Genomic DNA, 21,819 nt, shown 5'->3' on the forward strand with positions numbered 1-21,819 from the left:
GCGGCAAGCCTGCCTGCTGGGACGGCTTTCGCCGCTTCCGCTTGACCGCCGGCGCCGCGGCGGCCGAGGTTTCCCCCAAGCCCCCGGAGACCTGCCGATGCGCCGTCGCGATCTGCTCGCCCTCCCCTTCATCCCGGTGGCGGCCCAAGCCGCGGAACCCGCCGTCGATGTCGCCCTGGTGCTCGCCGTCGACGCCTCGGGCAGCATCGGCGAGGACGAGTTCCGGCTGCAGCGCGAAGGCTGCGCCGAGGCGGTGACCCACCCTGGCGTGCTGGCCGCCATCCGCGGCGGCGCGCTGGGCCGGGTCGGCTTCGCCATGGTCGAATGGGGCGCGCCTGGCGGTGCCGCGACCGTGGTGGACTGGCAGGCGGTGGCCGATGCCGGCAGCGCCGCCGCGCTGGCCGCGCGGTTCCGCGCCGCGCCGCGCTCGGCCCAGAGCTGGAACGCCATCGGCGACGCCATCGACCATGCGCGCGCCCTGCTGGGCGCCTGCCCCTACGAGGCGACGCGGCAGGTGATCGACGTCTCCGGCGACGGGCCCGACATGCGGGGGCTGCGGCGCGCGCCGCAGGCGCGGGACGCGGCGGTGGAGGCCGGCATCACCATCAACGCCCTGGCCATCCTGCGCGGCCGCCCTGGCCTGGTCGACAGCTACCGCGCGGAGGTGATCGGCGGCCCCGGCGCCTTCGTGCTGACCGCCGAGGACCGGGCCGATTTTTCCCGCGCCCTGCGCGCCAAGCTGGTGCGTGAAATCGCCTGATGCGCGAATTTCGCCGGCCGCGGGTATTTTGATGCCATATTACATAAAGAATTGCTGATATCTTGAAGTTGTTATCGCGCGATTCCTCGCGGCAAGTTTTTTCTTTGGGGCGGGAACCGCCCTGTGGTAGCGACAGTGTCATGACGTCCGCGATCCGCCGGAAGGTGCCCCCGCACCATCCACGCTCCGCGGCGTTCCCGGTCCATTCGACACGGAGCGCCTTCACGCCTCGCCAAAGAGGCACCACGCGACCCCGCAAGGCACCACCAAGAAGGTGGTTGGGGATGTTCTTTCTGGGAGCCGCCTTGCTCGCTGCTCCCGTCGCTTTCAGCAAGCCGGCCGAGGCCGGCCCGCGCAATGCATGCCTCGAGGCGGTGCGCGCGGCAGAAGTGAAGCACGACCTGCCTGAAGGTCTGCTGGTGGCTGTGGCCCTGGCGGAATCCGGCCTTCATGCGCATGCGCTCAATATCGGCGGCCGGGCCTATTATCCCGACAGCCGGTCGGAGGCGCGGGCGCTGCTGGTGCAGGCCCCGGCGCGGGCCTCGGTGATGGCGGGCTGCGTGCAGGTCAATGCCCGGGTGCACGCCCGCAACGGCAATGACTGGCCGCTGGATCCGGAGCGTTCGGCCGATTGGGCCGCGCGGTATCTGCGGATGCATTACGAGAACACCGGCAACTGGTCGGATGCGCTGCGGCGCTGGAATGGTGGCGGCGCGGCTTCGATGAAGCTGGTCTGCCGCGTCGACGCCAAGCTGCAGGTGGTCAACCCGGGCTCCGTTGTCCTGGGCGACCCTGATTGCGGCCGCACGCAGGTGGCCCGTGCCCGCCGCGACGGCCGGGCGCTCCTGGAGTTGGCAGAAGCCAACTAGCCGCCTAGCGGACGTCAAGCTGACAGAAAAAAGATGGGGGTCCGGGGGAATTCATTCCCCCGGCCTTTCTTTTTATTAAGCTCCCTGGCCGACCTCCCCGAAGCTGCCACATCCCGCTAAGAAGGGTGGCGAAAGCCGCCACGGGGATGCTTTTTCGGCAATCGGCAGTGCTGCGCACCGGGAATCCGGGCTGGGCCGCCGCAAGATGGAGACTGACCATGGTTTCACGTCGCATGATGGGCAGCGCGGCCGGCATCGCCATGGCGATGGCGGTGGCTTCGGCGGCGCCCGCCGTGGCGCAGGGCGCGCCGGGCGAATCGACCTTCGACCGCATCCGCCGCAGCAAGAAGCTGCGCAGCGCCGCGGTGCCGGGCGGCGCGCCGTATTACCACAAGGACCTGGCCAGCGGTCAGTGGCGCGGCTTCTACATCGACCTGCTGAAGATGCTGGCCGAGGAGCTGGAGTGTGAGCTCGAGCTGATCGAGACCACCTGGGGCAATGCGGTGCTCGACCTGCAGTCGAACAAGATCGACATCTTCTTCGGCCTGAACCCGACGCCGAAGCGCGCGCTGGTGGTGGATTTCTCCGTCCCCTGCTTCAGCAACGCCTTCTCCTTCCTGGTCAAGCGCGGCTTCGCGCCGAAGACCTGGGACGAGCTGAACAAGCCCGAGGTGAAGATCGCCGTCGACACCGGCTCCTCGCAGGACCAGGTGGTGACGCGGCTGCTGCCCAAGGCCACCGTCTCCCGCTTCAAGAGCGCCGACGAGGCCACCATGGCGGTGCAGTCCGGCCGCGCCGACGCGCAGTGCCTGGTGCTGATCCTGGCCATGGCCGCCGCGAAGAAGATTCCCTCCCTTGGCGGCGTCGTCGTCCCCACCCCGCTGTTCGCGACGACGTCGAATGCCGGCTTCCGCCGCGAGGCCGACAAGACCTGGCGCGACTACGTCAACACCTGGATCGAGTTCAACAAGGGGCTCGGCGCGGTGCGCAGCGCCATCGTCACCAACATGGAGCTGGTCGGCATCTCCGAGGCCGATTTCCCGCCGGGCGTCTCGCTCTGATCTTCGCCTGACCGACGTGACGACCGCGCGCCGCCGGGGGGCCCCTCCCCGGCGGCGCGCCCTTCCGGGATCTGCGCATGTACCAATGGGATTTCGCCGTCGTCTGGAGCTATCGCTGGCTCTTCGTGAACGGGGTCGGCGTGACGCTGGCCTTCACCCTGGCCATCGTGGTGCTGGGGCTGCTGGCGGGGCTGGTCTCGGGCCTGGCGCGGCTTTCGACCTTCGCGCCGATCCGCTGGCTGTCCCAAGGCTATGTCGAGGTCTTCCGCTGCACCCCCGTGCTGGTGCAGCTGGTCTGGTTCTACTACGCCCTGCCGATGCTGGCCGGCATCGAGATGACCGCGACCACCGCCGGCATCCTGGCGCTGTCGCTCTATGGCGGCGCCTTCTACTCGGAGATCGTGCGCGGCGGCATCGCCTCGATCGAGCCCGGGCAGAGCGAGGCGGCCTTCGCGCTGGGCATGACGCCGGCGCAGTCGATGCGCCGCATCGTGCTGCCCCAGGCGCTGAAGCGCATGGTGCCGCCGCTGATGAACCAGTCGATCATCCAGCTGAAGAACACCTCGCTGGTCTCGGTGCTGGCCGTGCCCGACCTGCTGTACCAGGGCCAGGCGGCGGCGCATGACAGCTACCGCCCGCTCGAGATCTACACCGTGGTCGCCGTGATCTACTTCGTCGTGCTGTTCCCGCTGACGCTGCTGGTCAACCGGCTGGAGCGCCGCCTGGCGCGCGCCGACTGAGGGGAAGGACGATGAGCGAACAACCGATGATCGAGGTCGCCGCCCTCAGCAAGACTTTTGGCGATAATACGGTGCTGCGCAGCGTCGACCTGAAGGTCGCGCGCGGCGAGGTGGTGGCGCTGATCGGGCCCTCGGGCTCCGGCAAGTCCACCCTGCTGCGCTGCCTGAACCTGCTGGTGGTGCCCGATGGCGGCCGCGTCCGCGTCGGCGCGCAAAGCTTCGCCTTCGGCAGCAGCGCCAAGCTCCCCGGCACCGGGGCGCTGGCAAAGTTCCGCGCCGCCACCGGCATGGTCTTCCAGCAGTTCAACCTGTTCCCGCATATGTCGGTGCTGGCGAATGTCATGGAAGGCCCGCTGACCGTGCGCCGCATGCCGCGCGCCGCGGCCGAGACGCTGGCGCGCAGCCTGCTGGCCAAGGTCGGCCTGTCCGACAAGGCCGAGCAGTTTCCGTCGCGCCTGTCCGGCGGCCAGAAGCAGCGCGTCGCCATCGCGCGGGCGCTGGCCATGGAGCCGGCGGTGATGCTGTTCGACGAGGCGACCAGCGCCCTCGACCCCGAGCTGGTCGGCGAGGTGCTGGGCGTCATGCAGGCGCTGGCGGCGGAGGGCATGACCATGGTCATCGTCACCCACGAGATCGCCTTCGCCCGCGAGGTCGCCAACCGCGTGGTCTTCCTGCGCGACGGCGTCATCCTGGAAGATGGCCCGGCGCGCCAGGTCATCGATTCCCCGCGGGAGGCTGCGACGCAGGCCTTCCTGTCCCATTTCCACCGCCAGCGCGAGGCCTGACGCCCATGAATGCCGGTCCCACCATCGAGCGGATGCGTGTCTTCCTGGTCGAGAGCCCGATCAAGATGGCCCGCGCCCAGGGCGTCGGCTCGGTCAAGGGCAGCGTGCGCCGCGTGCTGCTGCAGCTGACCGCCAGCGACGGCACCATCGGCTGGGGCGAGGCCGCGCCGTGGGAGGTCTTCACCGGCACGCCGGAAGCCGCCTTCCTGGCGCTGGACCTCTACCTCCGCCCGATCGTCGAGGGCGCGCCGGTGCGCCGGCTGCGCAGCCTGATGGCGAAGATGGACCGCGCCCTGACCGGGCACCCGGAATCGAAGGTCGCGGTCGAGATGGCGATGCTCGACATCCTCGGCTGGCAGACCGGCCTCGGCGTGTCGGAGCTGCTGGGCGGGCGCGTGCGCGACAGCATCCCGCTGTCCTTCTCCATCGCCGATCCCGATTTCGACGCCGACCTGGCGCGGATGCACGACATGGTCGCCGACGGCCATCGCCTGTTCAAGGTGAAGACCGGCGTGAAGAGCCACGCCGAGGACATGGCGCACCTGGAAGCGATGCGCGACGCCTTCGGCGACAAGATCGACCTGCGCCTCGACTACAACCAGGCGCTGGAGCCGTTCCGCGCGCTGACCGTGCTGCGCGACGTCGACCGCTTCCGCCCGACCTTCATCGAGCAGCCGGTGCCGCGCCGGCACCTGGACGCCATGGCCGGCTTCTGCGCCGCGCTCGACACGCCGGTGCTGGCCGATGAAAGCTGCTTCGACGCGACGGACCTGCTGGAGATCGTCCGCCGCCAGGCCGCCGACGCCATCAGCGTCAAGCTGATGAAATGCGGCGGGCTGCTGAAGGCGCAGGCGCTGATGGCGATCGCCGACACCGCCGGCCTGCCCGGCTATGGCGGCACCCTGTGGGAAGGCGGCATCGCGCTGGCCGCCGGCACGCAGCTGATCGCGGCGACGCCGGGCATCTCGCTGGGCTGCGAGTTCTACATGCCGCACCACGTGCTGACCGAGGACGTGCTGGAAGAGCGCATCCCGCAGGTGAACGGCGAAGTGGTGGTGCCGGACATGCCGGGCCTCGGCATCCGCATCAGCGAGCATTCGCTGAAGCATGGGGCGAAGCATCTGGCGGAGGCGTAAGAGGTCGTCAGAGAAGGGCTGGGCAGGCCAGGGGAATGAATTCCCCTGGATTTTTCTGTCGGATTGCCATGTCCACGTGACGACAGAACGCGAAACGGCCAGTCCACAGCGCGACCTTTGAGGTCGCGCTGTTTTTTTATGCACTGCGTCCCGCCGCGATGCCCTGGTGTGGCCGCCGCTGGGCGCTGGTCTCTCAACGGCCGATCATCAGAAAAAAGATGGGGGTTCGGGGGAATTCATTCCCCCGACCTGCCCACAAAAAAACCGGGGGAGATTGCTCTCCCCCGGCTTTCCGAACTGATCGTGGAAGCGATCAGACCGAGTAGTACATCTCGAACTCGACCGGGTGCGGCGTGTGCTCGAACTTGTACACGTCCTGCCACTTCAGCTCGATGTAGCTCTCGATCTGGTCCTTGCCGAAGACGTCGCCGGCGAGGAGGAACTCGTGGTCCGCGGCCAGGGCCTCGAGGGCCTCGCGCAGCGAGCCGCAGACCGTCGGGATGCCCTTCAGCTCTTCCGGCGGCAGGTCGTACAGATCCTTGTCCATGGCATCGCCCGGGTGGATCTTGTTCTTGATGCCGTCGAGGCCGGCCATCAGCATCGCCGAGAAGGCGAGGTAGGGGTTGGCGGTCGGGTCCGGGAAGCGGACTTCGACGCGCTTGGCCTTCGGGTTCGTCGCATACGGGATGCGGCAGGAGGCCGAGCGGTTGCGGGCCGAGTAGGCCAGCAGCACGGGGGCCTCGAAGCCCGGGATCAGGCGCTTGTAGGAGTTGGTCGACGGGTTCGTGAAGGCGTTCAGCGCCTTCGCGTGCTTGATGATGCCGCCGATGTACCACAGCGCGTAGTCGGACAGGTCGGCATAGCCGTTGCCCGCGAAGATCGGCTTGCCGGCCTTCCAGATCGACTGGTGGACATGCATGCCCGAGCCGTTGTCGCCGTAGATCGGCTTCGGCATGAAGGTCGCCGACTTGCCGTAGCTATGGGCGACGTTGTGGATCACATACTTGTAGATCTGCATGTGATCGGCGTGCTGCACCAGGGGACCGAAGCGGGTGCCCAGCTCGTGCTGCGACTGCGCCACCTCGTGGTGGTGCTTCTCGCCGGCGACGCCCATCTCGATCATGGTCGACAGCATCTCGGCGCGCAGGTCGACTTCGCTGTCGACCGGGTTCACCGGGAAGTAGCCGCCCTTCAGGCCCGGGCGGTGGCCCATGTTGCCTTCCGGATAGTCCTTCAGGCTCGAGCCCGGGCCTTCGATGCTGTCCAGCTGGTAGATGCCGTAGTTGCCGCCGGTGCCGAACTTCACGTTGTCGAAGATGAAGAACTCGGCTTCGGCGCCGAACAGCGCGGCGTCACCGATGCCGGTCGAGGCGACATAGGCCTCGGCCTTCTTCGCCGTCGAGCGCGGGTCGCGCGAATAGGCCTGGCCGGTGGACGGCTCGATGATGTCGCAGATCAGGATCAGCTGCGGCTTGGCCGAGAACGGGTCCATGGTGGCGGACGTCGCGTCCGGCATCAGGATCATGTCGGACTCGTTGATCGCCTTCCAGCCGGCGATGGACGAACCGTCGAACATGATGCCGTCGGTGAACACCTCCTCCTCGATGGTGGAGACGTGCTGGGCAGTGTGCTGCCACTTGCCCTTCGGGTCCGTGAAACGGAAGTCCACGTACTCGACACTGTTCTCCTTGATCATTTCCATGACCTTGGAGACAGCGCTGGGCGCTGCGGCTGCTGCGGGCTTCTTCGCCATCGTGTGTGGTCCTGTTCCCTAAGACACTCTCGGTAGTCGCGCGGACAGGGTCCTGCCCCTGGCCGCGGGGCAGGACCGGCCGCGAGGGGCGCTGTCCTGCCACGAAATCGGCCGGCCTGTCGGGCGCGGGGCGCCGGCGGGCCGGGAAACCGTCAGGGCGCCGCGGGGCCTGGTCGCCAGGCTCCCCCGAGCCTGCCGCCGGCCTGCGGCGCGCGCGCGGTCAGACCGCGTCCTCGCCCCGCTCGCCGGTGCGGATGCGGATCACTTCCTGCACCTCGGAGACGAAGATCTTGCCGTCGCCGATGCGGCCGGTGCGCGCCGCGGCCTGGATGGCCTCGATGGCGCGCTCGGCCAGGTCGTCGGAGCAGACCACCTCGATCTTCACCTTCGGCAGGAAGTCGACGACATATTCGGCGCCGCGATACAGCTCGGTATGCCCCTTCTGGCGGCCGAACCCCTTCGCCTCCACCACGGTCAGGCCCTGCAGCCCGATCTCGTGCAGCGCGTCCTTCACCTCGTCGAGCTTGAAGGGCTTGATGATCGCCTCGATCTTTTTCATCGGCTCCGTCCACGGCGCAACCCGGTCAAAGGCTGCACCGTCCTTCCTTCCTCCCGGGTCCGCCGCGTTGCTGGGATGCAAGCGTCCGTCCCTGGCGCGGCTTGTGTGCTGTGTTGCATGCCATGGCCTTGCCCGGCAATGCCGACCAGAGGCTTTTTCCACCCCCGCCAGGACCCCGCGGCCCAGGCTGCGCCTGGAGTTGAGGCAGGCTGCCTGCAGAAGTGGCAGGCATGCACGCAGCATGGTTGCGTCCCCTGCGAAGCGCCAGCATTATCCCCCCGCGCCCGGGGCCGGGGCGGGGGGCGGTGCCCCTGAAGCAGCGGGCCGCCTTTCCCCCCGCCGGGCCGCCGCCCGCGTCGGGGCCGTGCTGGACAGACATCCGCCCATGAAGCCGCAGAACGACCTGCTCTCCGCCACCGGCACCACCGTCTTCACCGTGATGTCGGCGCTCGCCACCCAGCATGGCGCCATCAACCTCGGCCAGGGTTTTCCCGACTACGAGGGGCCGCAGGACGTGGTGCAGGCGGCGGCCGACGCGCTGCTGGACAACCGCAACCAGTATCCGCCGCTGACCGGCACGCCCGAGCTGCGCCAGGCCGTGGCGGAAGCGAATCGGCGCTTCTACGGGCTGGAGGTCGATCCCAACGCCGAGGTCATCGTCACCTCCGGCGCCACCGAGGCGCTGGCCGCCTGCCTGATGGCGGTGATCAACCCGGGCGACGAGGTGGTGCTGCTGGAGCCGCTCTACGACACCTACCTGCCCGTGGTGAAGCTGCTGGGCGCGGTGCCGCGGGTGGTGCGCCTGTCGCCGCCGAAGTGGGAGCTGCCGCGCCAGGAGCTCGCCGCCGCCTTCGGGCCGAAGACCAAGGCGATCCTGCTGAACTCGCCGATGAACCCGGCCGGCAAGGTCTTCACCGCCGCCGAGCTCGCCTATATCGCCGAGCTGCTGCAGCGGCACGACGCCTATGCCGTCTGCGACGAGGTCTATGAGCACCTGACCTTCGACGGCTGGAAGCACATTCCGCTGATGACCCTGCCGGGGATGCGGCAGCGCTGCATGCGCGTGGGCTCGGCCGGCAAGACCTTCAGCCTGACCGGCTGGAAGGTCGGCTACATCACCACCGACCGCAGCCTGGCCGGCAATGTCGCCAAGGCGCACCAGATGCTGACCTTCACCACCGCGCCCAACCTGCAGCGCGCGGTGGCGGTGGGCCTGGCCAAGGACGACGCCTATTTCGCCAGCCTGTCGAGCGAGCTGGAGGCGCGGCGCGACCTGCTGGCCACGGGCCTGGCCGAGCTCGGCTTCGCGGTGCTGCCGACCCAGGGCAGCTACTTCATTACCTGCGACTTCACGCCGCTGGGCTTCGCCGGCGACGACATCGCCTTCTGCCGCCACCTGACGGAGACCGCCAAGGTCACCGCCATCCCGGTCTCGGCCTTCTATGCCGGGGGCGACGCGCCGAAGAATTTCGTGCGTTTTGCTTTCTGCAAGCGGGAGGCGGTGCTGGAAGAGGCGCTGCAGCGCCTGCGCGCCTGGAAGGCCGCCAGCCCGCTGGCCCAGGCCATCTGATTTCCGACCCCGATCTCCGACCCTGCGCCGGCGGCCGATCGCCGCCGGCGTTTCGCGTAAACTTCGGCTTTCGCCTCGTCAAAGTTGCAGTCTGGTTCTGGAAATGCGCGCAAAGGGTTGCTAAGCACCGCAACCGTTACTTGCCGCTTTCGACAAAAACACGACCAATCAAAACGCCAGACACAACGCCAGTCAGAACGAAAGTCACACCAGCATGTCCAAAGCCTTCATCTCCCAGGTCCTGCAGGACTCCACGGGCTGCACGGGCGTTGCCGCCAATCGCGCGGCCGGCGACCTGATCGCTGCCATCGTCAAGGAAATGAAGAAGGCCGGCGGCTTCACCCTGCCGAGCTTCGGCACCTTCACGGTGCGCAAGACCAAGGCGCGCAAGGGCATGAACCCGCGCACCGGCGAGCCGGTGAAGATCAAGGCCGGCAAGACCGTCCGCTTCAAGGCCTCGCCGAACCTGCGCAAGGCCGTCTGAAAGACGCCCGGGGCAGTGGCGACGCCACTGCCCCGGTTGAAGGAAATTACTGGTCCTTCCAGGGCTTGCGGGCCCACATCTCCTGCAGCCGGTTGGCCAGGCTCAGCACTTCCCGCCGATAATCCTCGCCGACCAGGCCCTTGACCGGCAGCGCCAGCCGCTGCGCATCGGCCAGGAACAGCGGGTCGACCAGCGCCTTGCCGCAGGCCTCGGCCAGCCGAGAAGAAACCTCGGGCGGCAGGCCCGGCGGCGCCACCAGCCCGCGCTGGGCGCCGGCCACCACCTTCACCCCCTGCTCGGTCAGGGTCGCGATCTCCGGCAAAGCCGGGTCGCGCGCCGCGCCCGCCTGCGCCAGGCAGCGGAAGCGGCCGTCGCGGAAGCCGGGATTGCCCTCGCTGACATTGAAGCAGCCGACATCGATATGGCCGCCGAGCACCGCCGTCTGCAGCGGCGCCGCGCCATTGAAGGGCACGTGGCTGAACTCGACGCCGGGCAGCGCCTGCTCGAGCTCCAGCATCACCAGGTGGTCGTCGGAGCCGATGCCGGTGGTGCCGAAGCTGAGCGCGCCGCGGTCCTTCTTCGCCCGCGCGACCAGGTCGTTCAGGTCCTTGATCGGCGAGTCCGTCTTGACCCAGAGCCCGCCCGGATCGTCGACGACATTGGCGAGATAGGAGAAGTCGGCGACGCGGTAGCGGACCTGGCGCTCATAGGGGATGGTCATCATCGCCGGCGAGGTGACGGCGCCGATGACATAGCCGTCCGGCCGGGCGTTGAAGGTCGCCTCCATGCCGATCTGGCTGCCGGCGCCGGGGCGGTTCTCGACGATGAAGGTGGCGCCGGGCAGGTGGCGCTGCACATGCGGCAGGAAGACGCGCGCCATCTGGTCGACGCCGCCCCCGGGGGGGAAGGGCACGTAGCAGACGATGGGGCGTTCGGCGGGCCAGGCGGCGGCGGCAGCGAGGCGCGGCGCGAGCAGGGTCGCGGCGCCCAGCGCAGCCAGGCTGCGGCGGGTGACAGTCATGAACAGTTTTCCTTTTCCCGGTTCCCGGCGGCGGGCCGGCCCCTCATCGGCGGGGGCCATGCCTGCTTCCAGGTCTTCTTTGCGGCGCAGGGGGGAATGGCCCCCCTGCCCCATTCATTCACGCGGTCCCGCCGCCGGACACCGTCCGGCGGCAACCGGCAGAAATTATTTCTTGCGGGAGGCTTCGTAGCGGGCCTTGTTCTCCGCATTGGGCGGATAGAGGCCGGGCAGCGAGGCGCCCTTCTCGACCTCGCCCATGATCCAGGTCTCCTGGGCTTCCTGCTCGGCGGCGAGCGTCGTGATCTCCTCCAGGATCGCCTGCGGGATCAGCACGGCGCCGTCATCGTCGACGACGACGACATCGTTCGGGAAGACGGCGACGCCGCCGCAGCCCACCGGCTCCTGCCAGTTGATGAAGGTGAGCGCCGCGACCGACGGCGGCGCGGCATTGCCCTGGCACCAGACCGGCAGGCCGGTGCCGATGACGCCGGCGCCATCGCGCACCACGCCGTCGGTGATCAGCGCGGCGACGTTCTTCTTCGCCATGCGGGCGCAGAGGATGTCGCCGAAGATGCCGGCATCGGTGCTGCCCATGGCGTCGGCCACGACGATGACGCCTTCCGGCATCGCCTCGATGGCGCTGCGGGTCGAGATCGGGTTCGACCAGCTGGCCGGCGTCGCCAGGTCCTCGCGGGCCGGGACGAAGCGCAGCGTGAAGGCGCGGCCGACCAGGCGCGGCTGGCCCGGCTTCAGCGGGCGGGTGCCGCGCATCCAGACGTTGCGCAGGCCCTTCTTCAGCAGCACCGTCGTCAGGGTGGCGGTGGAGATGCCGGCCAGGGTGTCGATAATCTTCTGGTCGAGCGGAGCGACTTCGACGGACATTTTTCGGACCTTCAAATGCTGGCGATCAGCCCGCCATCCACGCGGATGACCGAGCCGTTGATGTAGGAGGCACGCGTCGAGGCCAGGAAGGCAACCGTGTCGCCATATTCCTCGGGGCGGCCATAGCGGCCGGCGGGGATGGTGGCGGTGCTCTCGGCCGAGACCTGCTCGACGGGGCGGCCTTCGCGCTTGGCCTTCTGCTCGTCGAGGAACTTGATGCGGTCGGTGGCGACGCGGCCCGGCAGGATGATGTTGGCGGTGATGCCGTGGCCGCCGACCTCGCGCGCCAGGGTCTTCGACCAGCCCAGCAGGGTCGAGCGCAGCGCGTTGGACAGGCCGAGATTGGGGATCGGCGCCACCACGCCGGAGGAGGTGCTGGTGATGATCCGGCCCCAGCCGGCTTGCTTCATGCCCGGCAGGACGCGGTCGGTGAGCGCGATGACCGACAGCACCATGGCGTTGAAATGCTTGGCCCAGACGGCCGGATCCTGGCCGGAGACCGGGGTCGGCGGCGGGCCGCCGGTGTTGTTGACCAGGATGGCGACCGGGCCGAGCTCGGCCTCGATGCGGGCGACGCTGGTCTCGACGGCGGCGAGGTCGGCCAGGTCCCAGACCAGGCTGATCGCCTGCGCGCCGGCGGCCTTCACCGCGGCTTCGGTGCGGGCGAGGCTGTCGGCGCTGACATCGGCCAGGGCCAGCTTGGCGCCCTCGGCCGCCAGGCTGGCCGCGATGGCGCTGCCCAGGCCGCCGCCGGCGCCCAGCACCAGGGCGACCTTCCCCTTCAATCCGAGATCCATTTTTGTCCCCAGTCTTTTCCGAGGCGGCCGGAAGCCGCGATGGGGCAGTGTGCGGGCTGCGTCCCCCTCAGAAAACCCTTCCTTTCCTGCTTTCGGAAGATAGTTTTCCTTTCCTATGGACACCCGATTCCTGGACAGCTTCGTCACCGTGGTCGAGGAGGGCTCGATCGCCGCCGCCGCCCGCCGGCTGAACCTCACCCCCGCCGCCCTCGCCCAACGCATCCGCGCGCTGGAGGAGGAGCTGGGGGCGCGGCTGCTGCTGCGCGCCGGGCGGGCGGTGGCGCCGTCCGAGGCCGGCCTCGCGATCCTCGACCGGTCGCGCGCCCTGCTGCGGGAGGTGCGCGACCTGCGCGATTCCGCCACCGGCGAGGGGCTGGCCGGCGAGCTGCGGCTGGGCGCCATCGCCACCGGGCTGACGGGGTTGCTGCCGGGGCTGCTGGCGCGGATGGCGGCGCGCTATCCGGGGATGGAGGCGCATATCTCGCCCGGCATCTCGGCCGAGCTGTATCGCCGGGTGCTGGTGGGGGAGTTGGATGCGGCGCTGATCGTGCAGCCGGACTTCTCGCCGCCGAAGAGCTGCGCCTGGCATCTGCTGCGGGAGGAGCCGCTGGTGCTGCTGGCGCCGGAGGCGATGGCGGGCGCCGAGCCGCATGGGCTGCTGGCGACGCAGCCGTTCATTCGTTACGACCGCGACCAATGGGGCGGGCGTCTGGCGGACCGCTATCTGCGCGAGGCGCGGATCCGGCCGCGCGACCGCTATGAGCTGGATGCGCTGGATGCGATCGCGGTGATGGTCGACCGGGGGTTGGGCGTGGCGCTGGTGCCGGATTGGGCGCCGCCCTGGCCGGCGGGGCTGCGGCTGGCGCGGATCGCCCTGCCCCGGCCCTGCCCGCCGCGGCGGCTCGGCGTGCTGTGGCAGCGGAGCAGCGCGCGGGCGCGGCTGGTGCAGGCGTTCCTCGAAGCCGGTTAACTCAGCCGACAAAACCCGTTGACAGTATCCAGTTCAGAATGATCAATCTGTTTCGATTTTCGCACTAAATTGGGTCACTCGACGCGCTGGACAGGGAAGGCCGCGACGTGCGGGGCTATCCTTCATGCATCTTCCAGATGCAGCGCCCCGCATGTGCCGGTGACCGTCGGCTTGCCTCCATGGGATGAGGGATCTCTTGAATCAGCTTGCACCCATGCCCTGGCCTTATGCGAAGGCACCTCCAGGCGGCTACCGGGTCGTGGAAACCCTCCCTGCCCCGCCTGCCAGCCCGCTGATCTACCCGACCATCTACGGTCGAGACGAGATGCCGCTCACCGACCAGCGGCTGACCGGCCAGCACGAGCCACAGGCGCTGCAGCTACGCTCCGGCCGGGATATCGTGCTGTTCAAGAAGAATGTCGCAGTCTCGACGCAGACATCGGAAGTCCTGTCGGCCAGCTTCCTCCGCAAACGCTCCTATCATCACGGCGGAGTCCGGCACAATGTCGACACCGACAGCTATGATCTGAAGTCGCCCAGCGCGCTGACCATCCACACGCGCTGCCAGACGCCGATCTATTTCGCCGACACGGACCAGCCGGACATCTATGGCCATGTGCTGCTGGAGGCCTTGCCTCGGCTCTGGGCCCTGGATCGGGTGCATCCCAGGATGCCGGTGGTCACATCCGTGATGCCTCACCGAAGCTACGATCTCATGTTCGAAGCGCTGGGCGTGCCTGCCGACCGGTTGATCCGGATCAACCATCCTGTGGTCGCCGACAAGGTGTATTTCCCGGATCTGCCGGTCGTGCGCCGCAGCTGGGTTCATCCCAGCGCCTTCGATGTCTTCGCCAAGCTTGGGCAATTGGCCGATCGCAGCACCCTCGATGCGCCGGAGCGGATTTACATCTCGCGCTCGCGCGTCGCGGGCCGTCCTCTGACCAACGAAAGCGAGGTGGAGGCCTATTTCCTGTCAAAGGGCTTCGTCGTGGTCCATCCGCAGGAACACCCCATCGAGGACCAGATCAAGCTGTTCGGGCGCGCGCGGATGGTGGCCGCCGCCGGGGGGTCGGCGACGCATAACTTCGTCTTCTCGCCGGCGGAGACGAAGATGCTGATCATCTGCTCCGAGGGCTGGATGGTGAATGCCGACATGCTGCTTTCGCAGCATCCGGGCAGGCTGGGCTATGTCTTCGGGCAGGCCAGCATGGCGACGGCGGCGAGCCACCGATCAGGCGGCCCCTGGCAGGTCGACATGTCCGACGTCCGGGCCGCCGCAGAGGAGCATTTTGGTCTCTGATCGAGCAGGTCTGTCTCTGGCCCCCGCCTGAACGGGCGCCAGCCTGACAGCCTTACTTCCTGCGGACGAATTCGGTGCGCAGGACCAGGCCCTTGATGGTGTCGTGGCGGCAGTCGATCAGCTCCGGGTCGTCGGTCAGGCGGATGGAGCGGATGACGGTGCCCTGCTTCACGGTCTGGCTGGTGCCCTTGACCTTGAGATCCTTGATCAGGGTCACGGCGTCGCCGTCGGCCAGCAGGTTGCCGGAGGCGTCCCGGGCCTGCGGCCTGGCGGCTTCGGAGGCGGCGGCAACCTCGCTGGCGGGGCGCCATTCGCCGGTGGCTTCGTCGTAGATGTATTCGTCGTCGTTGCTCATGTGTCTCTCTGTCGCGTCCCACCTGTCAGGCAGACTGCGGCAGCCTGTCAGAAAAAGATGATGGGGGGTTCCGGGGGGAAGAATTCATTCTTCCCCCCGGTGCTTACGCTGCCTTGGATAGTTCCTGCGCCGGCGCCTGCTGCAGGCGCGCCAGCAGCGCCTGGATCGGGTGCTGCAGCCGTTGCTTGTCCAGCCGCTTCACCTGGCTGCGGCAGGAGTAGCCGGAGGCCAGCAGGCGGTCGCCGTGCCTGGCCACGTGCTTCTGCCAGCTGAGGGCGTAGAGCTGGGCCGAGGTTTCCTGGTGGTCGGCCTCGTGGCCGTAGGTGCCGGCCATGCCGCAGCAGCCGGAGGGCAGCAGGGTCAGCGGCGTGCCCAGGCGCATGAAGACGGCCTGCCAGTCCTTCAGGGAGGCGGTGGCGTTGGTCCGCTCGGTGCAGTGCGGCAGCAGGGAAAAGCCGTCACCGGGGGGCAGCTGCGGCAGCAGGGCCAGGCGCCGGGCCAGCCATTCCTGCGGCAGCAGGACGTCGGGCGCGTCGAGGCCGGCATAGTCGCTGCTGCGATAGGCGAGCGTCATCGAGGGGTCGAGGCCGATCAGCCCGATGCCGGTGGCGGCGAGCTCGCGCAGCATGGCGGCATTGGCCCCGGCCTGGCGGCGGAAGGCGCCGAGGAAGCCATGGACATGCAGCGGCTTGCCGTTGGGGCGGAAGGGCGCCAGCCAGGGGGTGAAGCCCATGCGGGTCAGGGCCTCGGCCAGGTCGAGCACCAGGGTGGTCTCGAAATGGCTGGTGAAGGCGTCCTGGACGATGACGACGTGGCGTTCGCGCTCGGTGGCCGGGATGGCGGCAAGCGCCTCGCGGGAGGCGAGGAGGACGCCGCGGCGGGCGGCCTCGCGCAGCAGGTCGATGCCGGTCAGCAGCGGGGCATCCACCAGGCCCAGCTTCTTGCCGATGGCCTTGCCGATGCCGCTGCCCAAAGCGAAGTTGGCCAAAGCGGGCATGCGGGCGGCGAAGGGCAGCGCGCGCTCCATCTGGCCGAGCAGATGATCCTTCAGCGGGCGCAGGTAGCGGCCGTGATAGAGCTCCAGGAACTTGGCGCGGAAGCTCGGCACATCGACCTTGATCGGGCACTGGCCGGTGCAGGACTTGCAGGCCAGGCAGCCATCCATGGCTTCCTTGACCTCCTGCGAGAAGTCCGCCTCGCCGCGCGTCAGGGCCAGGGTGGCGCGCAGGCGGGCGGGCCAGTCGCGCAGCCGGGCGCCGCGGTCGAGGCGGGCGGCCTCCTGCGTCGGGTCGATGCCGGCGGCCGAGAGCTGGCGCAGCCATTCGCGGAACAGGCTGGCGCGACCTTTCGGCGAATGGCGGCGGTCGCCGGTCGCCTTGAAGGACGGGCACATGGCGTCCTGCAGGTCGTAGTTGAAGCAGGCGCCGTTGCCGTTGCAGTGCAGCGCCTCGTCATAGGCGGCGCGCAGCTCGGCCGGGATGGTGCGGTCCAGCTGGCCGCGCATGGGGACGCGGTCGATGGCCAGCAGCGCCTCGCCATCGGGCGCGGCGATCTTGCCGGGGTTCAGCTGGTTGCGCGGGTCGAAGGCGGCCTTGACCGCCTGCAGGCAGGGGTAGAGGGGCCCGAAGACTTCCGGGACATATTCCGAGCGGACGCCCTTGCCGTGCTCGCCCCAGAGCAGGCCGCCATATTTGCGGGTGAGCGCGAAGACCTCGTCGGAGACGGCGCGGATCAGCGCCTCGGCGCCCTCGGCCTTCATGTCGATGGCGGGGCGGACGTGGAGGACCCCGGCATCGACATGGCCGAACATGCCGTATTCCAACCCGCGGCGGTCCAGCGCCGCGCGGAACTCGGCGATATAGTCGGCCAGGTTCTCGGGCGGGACGGCGGTGTCCTCGACGAAGGGGATCGGGCGCTTGTCGCCCTTCATGTTGCCGAGCAGGCCGACGCCGCGCTTGCGCATGCCCTGGATGCGCTCGCCGGCGGCGTCCCAGGCGACGGTGTAGCCGCGGCGGCCGGCGGCATTGCCTTCCGTTGTCAGCTTCGCTTCGACGGGGTCGAGGGTGCGGCGGACCTCTTCCTCGGAATTGCCGACGAACTCGATCAGGTTGATGCCGGCGGCGGGGCCTTCCGGGTCATCCGGGAAGAACTCGGCGATGCCTGACCAGACGATGTCGCCGCGGGCCAGGCCCAGCACCTTGGAATCGACGGTCTCGACCGAGGCGGCGCCGAGCGCCATCAGCAGCTGGGCGTCGCGCAGCGCCGCGTCGAAGCTGGCATAGCGCAGGTTGACCAGGGCGCTGCGCTTCGGGATCGGCAGGACCTGGATGCGCGCCTCGGCGATCATCGCCAGGGTGCCCTCGGAGCCGCAGAGCAGGGAATTGAGGTTGAAGCGGCCCTGATCGTCGCGCAGATGCGCCAGGTCGTAGCCGGTGAGGCAGCGGTTCAGCGGCGGGAAGCGCTCGGCGATCAGCCCGGCATGCTCGCGGAAGATGCCGTCGGCGACGCGGTGGATGGCGCCGACCATGTCCTGGCGGCGGGCGATCGGCGCCAGCTCTTCATTCGTCAGCGGCCGGCTTTCCCACAGCGTCCCGTCCATCAGCACGACGGAGAGGGACAGCACATGGTCGCGGGTCTTGCCATACAGGCAAGAGCCCTGGCCGCAGGCGTCGGTGGAAATCATGCCGCCCAAGGTGGCGCGGTTGCTGGTCGAGCATTCCGGGGCGAAGAACAGCCCCAGCGGCTTGATGGCGGCGTTCAGCGCATCCTTGACCAGGCCGGGCTCGACGCGGACCCAGCCCTCGGCGGCATTGACCTCGAGGATGCGGTTCATGTGGCGGGAGACGTCGACGACGATGCCGTCGGTCAGCGACTGGCCATTGGTGCCGGTGCCGCCACCGCGCGGGCCCACGGCCACGCCGTGGAAGCGCGGATCGCCGCTGACGCGGGCGATCCGCTGCAGGTCCTCGATCCCGCGCGGGAAGACCACCGCCTGCGGCTGGCGCTGGTAGATCGAGTTGTCGGTGGCCATCATCAGCCGGTCGGCGAAGGCAGCGGCGATGTCGCCCTCGAAGCCGCGCAGACGCAGCTCGTCCAGGAAGGCCAGGGCGGGCGCGGCCGGGGCGGGCAGGTCTGCGAGGCGCGGGATCATGCGAAGCTCAAGCCTTACTCGCCCTTCCAGACCGGGGGGCGCTTGTTGAGGAAGGCATCCATGCCCTCGCGGAAATCCTGGCTCATATAGCACATCAGGATCAGGTCCTTGCCCTCCTCCGAGGAGATCGCCGGGCGCAGCCGGCTGATCGCCTCCTTGGTGGCGCGGAGCGTCAGGGGGGCGTTGGCGGCCACCGTCCGGGCGACCTCCAGCGCGCGGGCCTGCAGGTCGGCGCCCTCGGGCAGCACCTCGTGCAGCAGGCCGATGGCCTTGCCTTCCTCGGCCTCCACCAGGCGGGCGGTGAAGATCATCTCCTTGGCCCGCGACGGCCCGATCAGGGCGACGAGGCGGGAGAAGGCGCCCATCGACAGGATGTTCCCCAGGGTCTTGGCGATGGGGAAGCCGAAGCGGGCATTGGCGGCGCCGATGCGGATGTCGCAGGCCGCCGCCAGCGCGCCGCCGCCGCCGGTGCAGGCGCCGGCGATGGCGGCGATGGTGGGCTTGGGGCAGGCCTCCAGCGTCGCGATGACGCGGCCGACCCGCTCCTCATAGGCGATGGCGTCTTCCGGGGTCTTGAAGGCGCGGAACTGGTTGATGTCGGTCCCCGCCGCGAAGGCCTTCTCGCCGGAGCCGGTCAGGATGATGGCGCGGACCGACTTGTCCTCAGCCACCTGCTGGCAGAATTCCGCCAGCCGCTCATACATGGCGAAGGTGAAGGCGTTGCGCGCCTGCGGCCGGTTGAAGGTGACGCGGCTGATCCCGTCGTCCAGCCGGTCGAACAGGATGTCGTTGTCCGTATCCATCGCCTGCAGCCCTCCCTTTTGTGCATTGGCCCGGGCCTTGCGGCGCCCGGGCAGGAAGCTTCGTCATAAGATCGCACCCCGGCGCTGTAAACATGGGGGGACCGTCATGGAATCTTCATGCCTCCCCCCTGCCCGAGCGGCCCGGGCGGCGTTAGGGAGGCGCGTCTGGCCAATGGGGGATCCCGATGATGCGGCGCGCAAGCTTCCTGAAGCTCGGGCTTCTGGCCCCCTTGGCGATGCCCTCGCTGGTCCGGGCGCAAGGGCTGGGCGGGCGCCTGACCCTCTATACCAGCCAGCTGGAGCCCGATGCGGCGAAGACGGTGGCCGCCTTCCGCGCCCGCCACCCGGGCGTCACGGTGGAGTGGATCCGCGGCGGCACCAACCAGATCCTGCCCCGGCTGCGCGCCGAGCTGGCCGCGGGCGCCCCGAAAGCCGACCTGCTGCTGCTGGCCGACAGCCTGACCTTCGAGGCGCTGAAGCGCGAGGGCCTGCTGCGGCCGAGCCCCGAGGTGGCGCTGGGCGGCGTCCCGGTGGAACGCCATGACCCCGGGCGCTGCTATTTCGCCACCAAGCTGCTGACCACCGGCATCGTCGCCCATGCCCGCGCCCCCTTCACGCCGAGCTCCTGGGCCGACCTGCTGAAGCCCGAGGCGCGCAACCTGACCGCCATGCCTTCCCCTTCCGTGTCGGGGGCCGCGGCGATCCATGTCCAGGCGGTGGCGCAGTCGCTGTCTCTGGGCTGGGCGTACTGGGAAAAACTGGCCGCGGCCGGGCTGCAGCCGCGGGGCGGCAATGGCGCCGTGCTGCAGGCGGTCGCCGGCGGCGAGCGCGCCTTCGGCATCATCGTCGATTATCTTCCCATTCGCGAAGCCGCCCAGGGCGCGCCGCTGCGCTTCATCGCGCCGAGCGAAGGCGTCAGCGCCATCACCGAGCCCGCCGCCATCCTGAAATCCAGCCGCAATCCCGAAGCGGCGGCCGCTTTTCTGTCCTTCCTGCTCTCGCCGGAGGGGCAGGCGCTGGCGGCGGAACAGGGGTTCCTCCCGGCTGACCCGTCCGTCGCCCCGCCGGCCGGCTTCCCCGATCCGAGGACGCTGACGCTGCTGCCCTTCGACGTGGCCGCTGCCAGCGTGAGCCTTGCCGCCGACCTCCGCCGCTTCGCCAGCCTTGTCGGCCAGTAACACCCGGCTTCCCCCCCTGGCCTGGGCGGCGCTGCTCTGGCTGGCGGCGATCGGCCTGGCGCCGGCGCTGCGCCTGCTGGCCGAGGCCCCGGGCGCGGCCCTGCCCGCCCTGGCCGCCGATCCCACCATCTGGCGCGCCGCCGGGCGCAGCCTGTTCGTGGCGGGGTCCGCCGCGCTGCTGGCCGGGACCTTGGGCGCGCTGCAGGCCTGGCTGCTGCTGCTGCATGCCGTCCCCGCCCGGCCCTTCCTGCTGTTCGGCTGCGCCCTGCCGCTGCTGGTGCCGCCGCAGATCATGGCGCTGGGCTTCAGCCAGCTGGGCGGGCCGTCCTCCTCCCTGCTGCTGGCGCTGGGGATGGCGCCGCCGCTGGGCACGCCGAACCCGCTCCACGGGCCCGGGGGGATGATCCTGCTGCTGGGCATCCAGGGGGCGCCGCTGGTGCTGCTGGCGCTGTCCGGCCTGGCGCGGCGGCTGCCGGGCGACCTGCTGTCGGCGGCCGGCAGCCTGGGCGCCGGGCCGGCGGCGACGCTGCGCCGGGTGGTCGGGCCGCTGCTGCTGCCGGGGCTGCTGGCGGGGATGGGGCTGGCCTTCGTCGCCGCCCTGGGCAATTTCGGCATCGCCGCGCTGCTGGGCATTCCCGGCCGCTACCCGCTGCTGACCCTGCTGATCTGGCAGAAGCTTTCTTCCATCGGCCCCGCGGCGCTGGCCGAGGTCGCGGCGCTGTCGCTGCTGCTGGCGGCGCTGGCCTTGCCGGGCCTCTGGCTGCAATTCGCCGCGGCGCGCGCCGGGGCCTGGGGCGGCAGCAATGGCCGCGCCTTCCGGCCACTCCCCGCCAATCCCGCCACCCGCGCCGCGCTGCCGGTCCTCGGGCTGTATCTGCTGGCGGTGCTGGCGCTGCCGCTGGCGGCGCTGCTCTGCACGGCGCTGGCCCCCGCGACCGGCGTGCCGCTGACCCCCGCCAACGCGACGCTGCGGCATTTCGCCGCGAGCCTGGCCCCGGGCGCGCAGACGCTGTCGGCGCTGGGGCATTCGCTGCTGTTGGCCGGGGGTGCCGCGCTGCTGCTGGCGCTGGCCGCGCTGCCGATCGCGCTGCAGCAGGGGCGTCGCGCGGTGCGCTGGGCCACCATCGGCGTCGACCTGCCCTATGCCCTGCCCGGCGCCTGCACCGCGGTCTCGGTGATCCTGCTGGTGCTCGGGCTGCCCGGCGGCGGCGCGGTCTATGGCACGCTGGGGCTTATTCTGTTTGCCTATCTGGCGCGGTTCCAGGCGCTGGCCTTGCGGCCGGTCGCGGCGGCGGCGGCGCGGCTGGACCCGGCGCTGGACCGGGCAGCGCAGTCGCTCGGCGCGGGCGGGCTGCGGCGGCTGTGGCGGGTGCAGCTGCCGCTGCTGGCCCCGGCGCTGGGGGCCGGCGGGCTGCTGGTGCTGCTGATGGCGGTCAACGAGGTCACCGTCAGCGCCCTGCTGCACGGGCCGGGCAGCCAGACGCTGGGCGTGCTGGTCTTCAACCTGCAGGATGCCGGGCAAGGGCCGCAGGCCGCGGCGACCAGCTGCCTCGCCCTGCTGGTCACCGCAGGGCTGATGGTCCTGGCGACGGCATTCGCCAAAAAACTGCCGCCGGGCACGCTGCCCTGGCGGCCCTGAACGGAA

The 21,819-nt window shown here is 69.7% G+C and carries 20 protein-coding genes; 12 read left to right on the plus strand and 8 right to left on the minus strand.

The window, feature by feature from the left end; all coding sequences use genetic code 11:
- The first annotated feature begins 97 nt into the window (after window positions 1-97).
- The 6 genes from GVN67_RS00605 (at window position 98) to GVN67_RS00630 (ending at window position 5,351) form a co-directional block, all read left to right on the plus strand.
- Complete coding sequence (locus GVN67_RS00605) at window positions 98-760, plus strand: DUF1194 domain-containing protein (protein ID WP_159992317.1); 663 nt, start codon at window positions 98-100, stop codon at window positions 758-760.
- A 284-nt stretch (window positions 761-1,044) separates the two neighbouring features.
- On the plus strand, window positions 1,045-1,629 hold the full coding sequence (locus GVN67_RS00610) for a transglycosylase SLT domain-containing protein (protein WP_159992318.1): 585 nt from the start codon (window positions 1,045-1,047) through the stop codon (window positions 1,627-1,629).
- 218 nt (window positions 1,630-1,847) lie between these two features.
- The gene (locus tag GVN67_RS00615) at window positions 1,848-2,690 is read left to right on the plus strand and encodes a transporter substrate-binding domain-containing protein (protein WP_159992319.1); all 843 of its coding nucleotides are present in this window, start codon (window positions 1,848-1,850) and stop codon (window positions 2,688-2,690) included.
- A gap of 77 nt (window positions 2,691-2,767) precedes the next feature.
- On the plus strand, window positions 2,768-3,430 hold the full coding sequence (locus tag GVN67_RS00620; protein ID WP_159992320.1) for an amino acid ABC transporter permease: 663 nt from the start codon (window positions 2,768-2,770) through the stop codon (window positions 3,428-3,430).
- Between the two features lie 11 nt (window positions 3,431-3,441).
- Window positions 3,442-4,215 (plus strand): amino acid ABC transporter ATP-binding protein, encoded by a 774-nt coding sequence (locus tag GVN67_RS00625; protein WP_159992321.1) that lies wholly within the window; start codon window positions 3,442-3,444, stop codon window positions 4,213-4,215.
- A gap of 5 nt (window positions 4,216-4,220) precedes the next feature.
- Window positions 4,221-5,351: an enolase C-terminal domain-like protein gene (locus tag GVN67_RS00630; protein ID WP_159992322.1), complete on the plus strand. Its 1,131-nt coding sequence runs from the start codon at window positions 4,221-4,223 to the stop codon at window positions 5,349-5,351.
- Between the two features lie 313 nt (window positions 5,352-5,664).
- Here the strand turns inward: GVN67_RS00630 and glnA are convergent, their stop codons facing one another.
- The gene (gene glnA / locus GVN67_RS00635; protein ID WP_159992323.1) at window positions 5,665-7,104 is read right to left on the minus strand and encodes a type I glutamate--ammonia ligase; all 1,440 of its coding nucleotides are present in this window, start codon (window positions 7,102-7,104) and stop codon (window positions 5,665-5,667) included.
- 220 nt (window positions 7,105-7,324) lie between these two features.
- A complete protein-coding gene (locus GVN67_RS00640; RefSeq protein ID WP_159992324.1) occupies window positions 7,325-7,663 on the minus strand; it encodes a P-II family nitrogen regulator in 339 nt (112 codons plus the stop codon).
- A gap of 385 nt (window positions 7,664-8,048) precedes the next feature.
- Here GVN67_RS00640 and GVN67_RS00645 point away from each other — a divergent pair, with 385 nt between their 5' ends.
- Together GVN67_RS00645 and GVN67_RS00650 are read left to right on the plus strand one after the other, a co-directional pair.
- Window positions 8,049-9,233 carry an aminotransferase gene (locus tag GVN67_RS00645; RefSeq protein WP_159992325.1) on the plus strand — a complete coding sequence of 395 codons (1,185 nt, stop codon included), beginning with the start codon at window positions 8,049-8,051 and terminating at the stop codon, window positions 9,231-9,233.
- Window positions 9,234-9,447: 214 nt separating this feature from the next.
- Window positions 9,448-9,717 (plus strand): HU family DNA-binding protein, encoded by a 270-nt coding sequence (locus GVN67_RS00650; protein WP_159992326.1) that lies wholly within the window; start codon window positions 9,448-9,450, stop codon window positions 9,715-9,717.
- A 46-nt stretch (window positions 9,718-9,763) separates the two neighbouring features.
- On the opposite strand, the gene GVN67_RS00655 is transcribed toward GVN67_RS00650, so the two are convergent.
- The 3 genes from GVN67_RS00655 to GVN67_RS00665 all read right to left on the minus strand — a co-directional run bounded on the left by GVN67_RS00655 (window position 9,764) and on the right by GVN67_RS00665 (window position 12,417).
- The gene (locus tag GVN67_RS00655) at window positions 9,764-10,738 is read right to left on the minus strand and encodes a tripartite tricarboxylate transporter substrate binding protein (RefSeq protein WP_235034885.1); all 975 of its coding nucleotides are present in this window, start codon (window positions 10,736-10,738) and stop codon (window positions 9,764-9,766) included.
- A 165-nt stretch (window positions 10,739-10,903) separates the two neighbouring features.
- Window positions 10,904-11,620, minus strand: coding sequence for a ribonuclease activity regulator RraA (locus GVN67_RS00660; protein ID WP_159992327.1), 717 nt, complete (start codon window positions 11,618-11,620; stop codon window positions 10,904-10,906).
- Between the two features lie 11 nt (window positions 11,621-11,631).
- Window positions 11,632-12,417 carry an SDR family oxidoreductase gene (locus GVN67_RS00665; protein ID WP_159992328.1) on the minus strand — a complete coding sequence of 262 codons (786 nt, stop codon included), beginning with the start codon at window positions 12,415-12,417 and terminating at the stop codon, window positions 11,632-11,634.
- A gap of 115 nt (window positions 12,418-12,532) precedes the next feature.
- On the opposite strand from GVN67_RS00665, the gene GVN67_RS00670 reads away from it, so the two are divergent.
- Both GVN67_RS00670 and GVN67_RS00675 read left to right on the plus strand, forming a co-directional pair.
- A complete protein-coding gene (locus GVN67_RS00670) occupies window positions 12,533-13,387 on the plus strand; it encodes a LysR family transcriptional regulator (protein ID WP_159992329.1) in 855 nt (284 codons plus the stop codon).
- A 259-nt stretch (window positions 13,388-13,646) separates the two neighbouring features.
- Window positions 13,647-14,687, plus strand: coding sequence for a DUF563 domain-containing protein (locus GVN67_RS00675; protein WP_159992330.1), 1,041 nt, complete (start codon window positions 13,647-13,649; stop codon window positions 14,685-14,687).
- 52 nt (window positions 14,688-14,739) lie between these two features.
- Here the strand turns inward: GVN67_RS00675 and GVN67_RS00680 are convergent, their stop codons facing one another.
- The 3 genes from GVN67_RS00680 to GVN67_RS00690 form a co-directional block, all read right to left on the minus strand.
- Complete coding sequence (locus GVN67_RS00680; RefSeq protein WP_159992331.1) at window positions 14,740-15,042, minus strand: alkylphosphonate utilization protein; 303 nt, start codon at window positions 15,040-15,042, stop codon at window positions 14,740-14,742.
- Window positions 15,043-15,145: 103 nt separating this feature from the next.
- Window positions 15,146-18,193 (minus strand): FAD-binding and (Fe-S)-binding domain-containing protein, encoded by a 3,048-nt coding sequence (locus GVN67_RS00685; RefSeq protein WP_159992332.1) that lies wholly within the window; start codon window positions 18,191-18,193, stop codon window positions 15,146-15,148.
- A gap of 14 nt (window positions 18,194-18,207) precedes the next feature.
- The gene (locus tag GVN67_RS00690; protein WP_159992333.1) at window positions 18,208-18,996 is read right to left on the minus strand and encodes an enoyl-CoA hydratase/isomerase family protein; all 789 of its coding nucleotides are present in this window, start codon (window positions 18,994-18,996) and stop codon (window positions 18,208-18,210) included.
- 185 nt (window positions 18,997-19,181) lie between these two features.
- Between GVN67_RS00690 and GVN67_RS00695 the strand changes: the two genes are divergently transcribed.
- Together GVN67_RS00695 and GVN67_RS00700 are read left to right on the plus strand one after the other, a co-directional pair.
- The gene (locus GVN67_RS00695) at window positions 19,182-20,174 is read left to right on the plus strand and encodes an ABC transporter substrate-binding protein (RefSeq protein WP_235034886.1); all 993 of its coding nucleotides are present in this window, start codon (window positions 19,182-19,184) and stop codon (window positions 20,172-20,174) included.
- Window positions 20,161-21,813 carry an iron ABC transporter permease gene (locus GVN67_RS00700; protein WP_159992334.1) on the plus strand — a complete coding sequence of 551 codons (1,653 nt, stop codon included), beginning with the start codon at window positions 20,161-20,163 and terminating at the stop codon, window positions 21,811-21,813. Before GVN67_RS00695 ends, GVN67_RS00700 begins: the two co-directional genes overlap by 14 nt.
- Window positions 21,814-21,819 lie beyond the last annotated feature (6 nt).

Origin of the sequence: Roseomonas sp. 18066 (genome assembly GCF_902706185.1) — a bacterium.
In the GTDB taxonomy this organism is placed as follows: Bacteria; Pseudomonadota; Alphaproteobacteria; order Acetobacterales; family Acetobacteraceae; genus Pseudoroseomonas.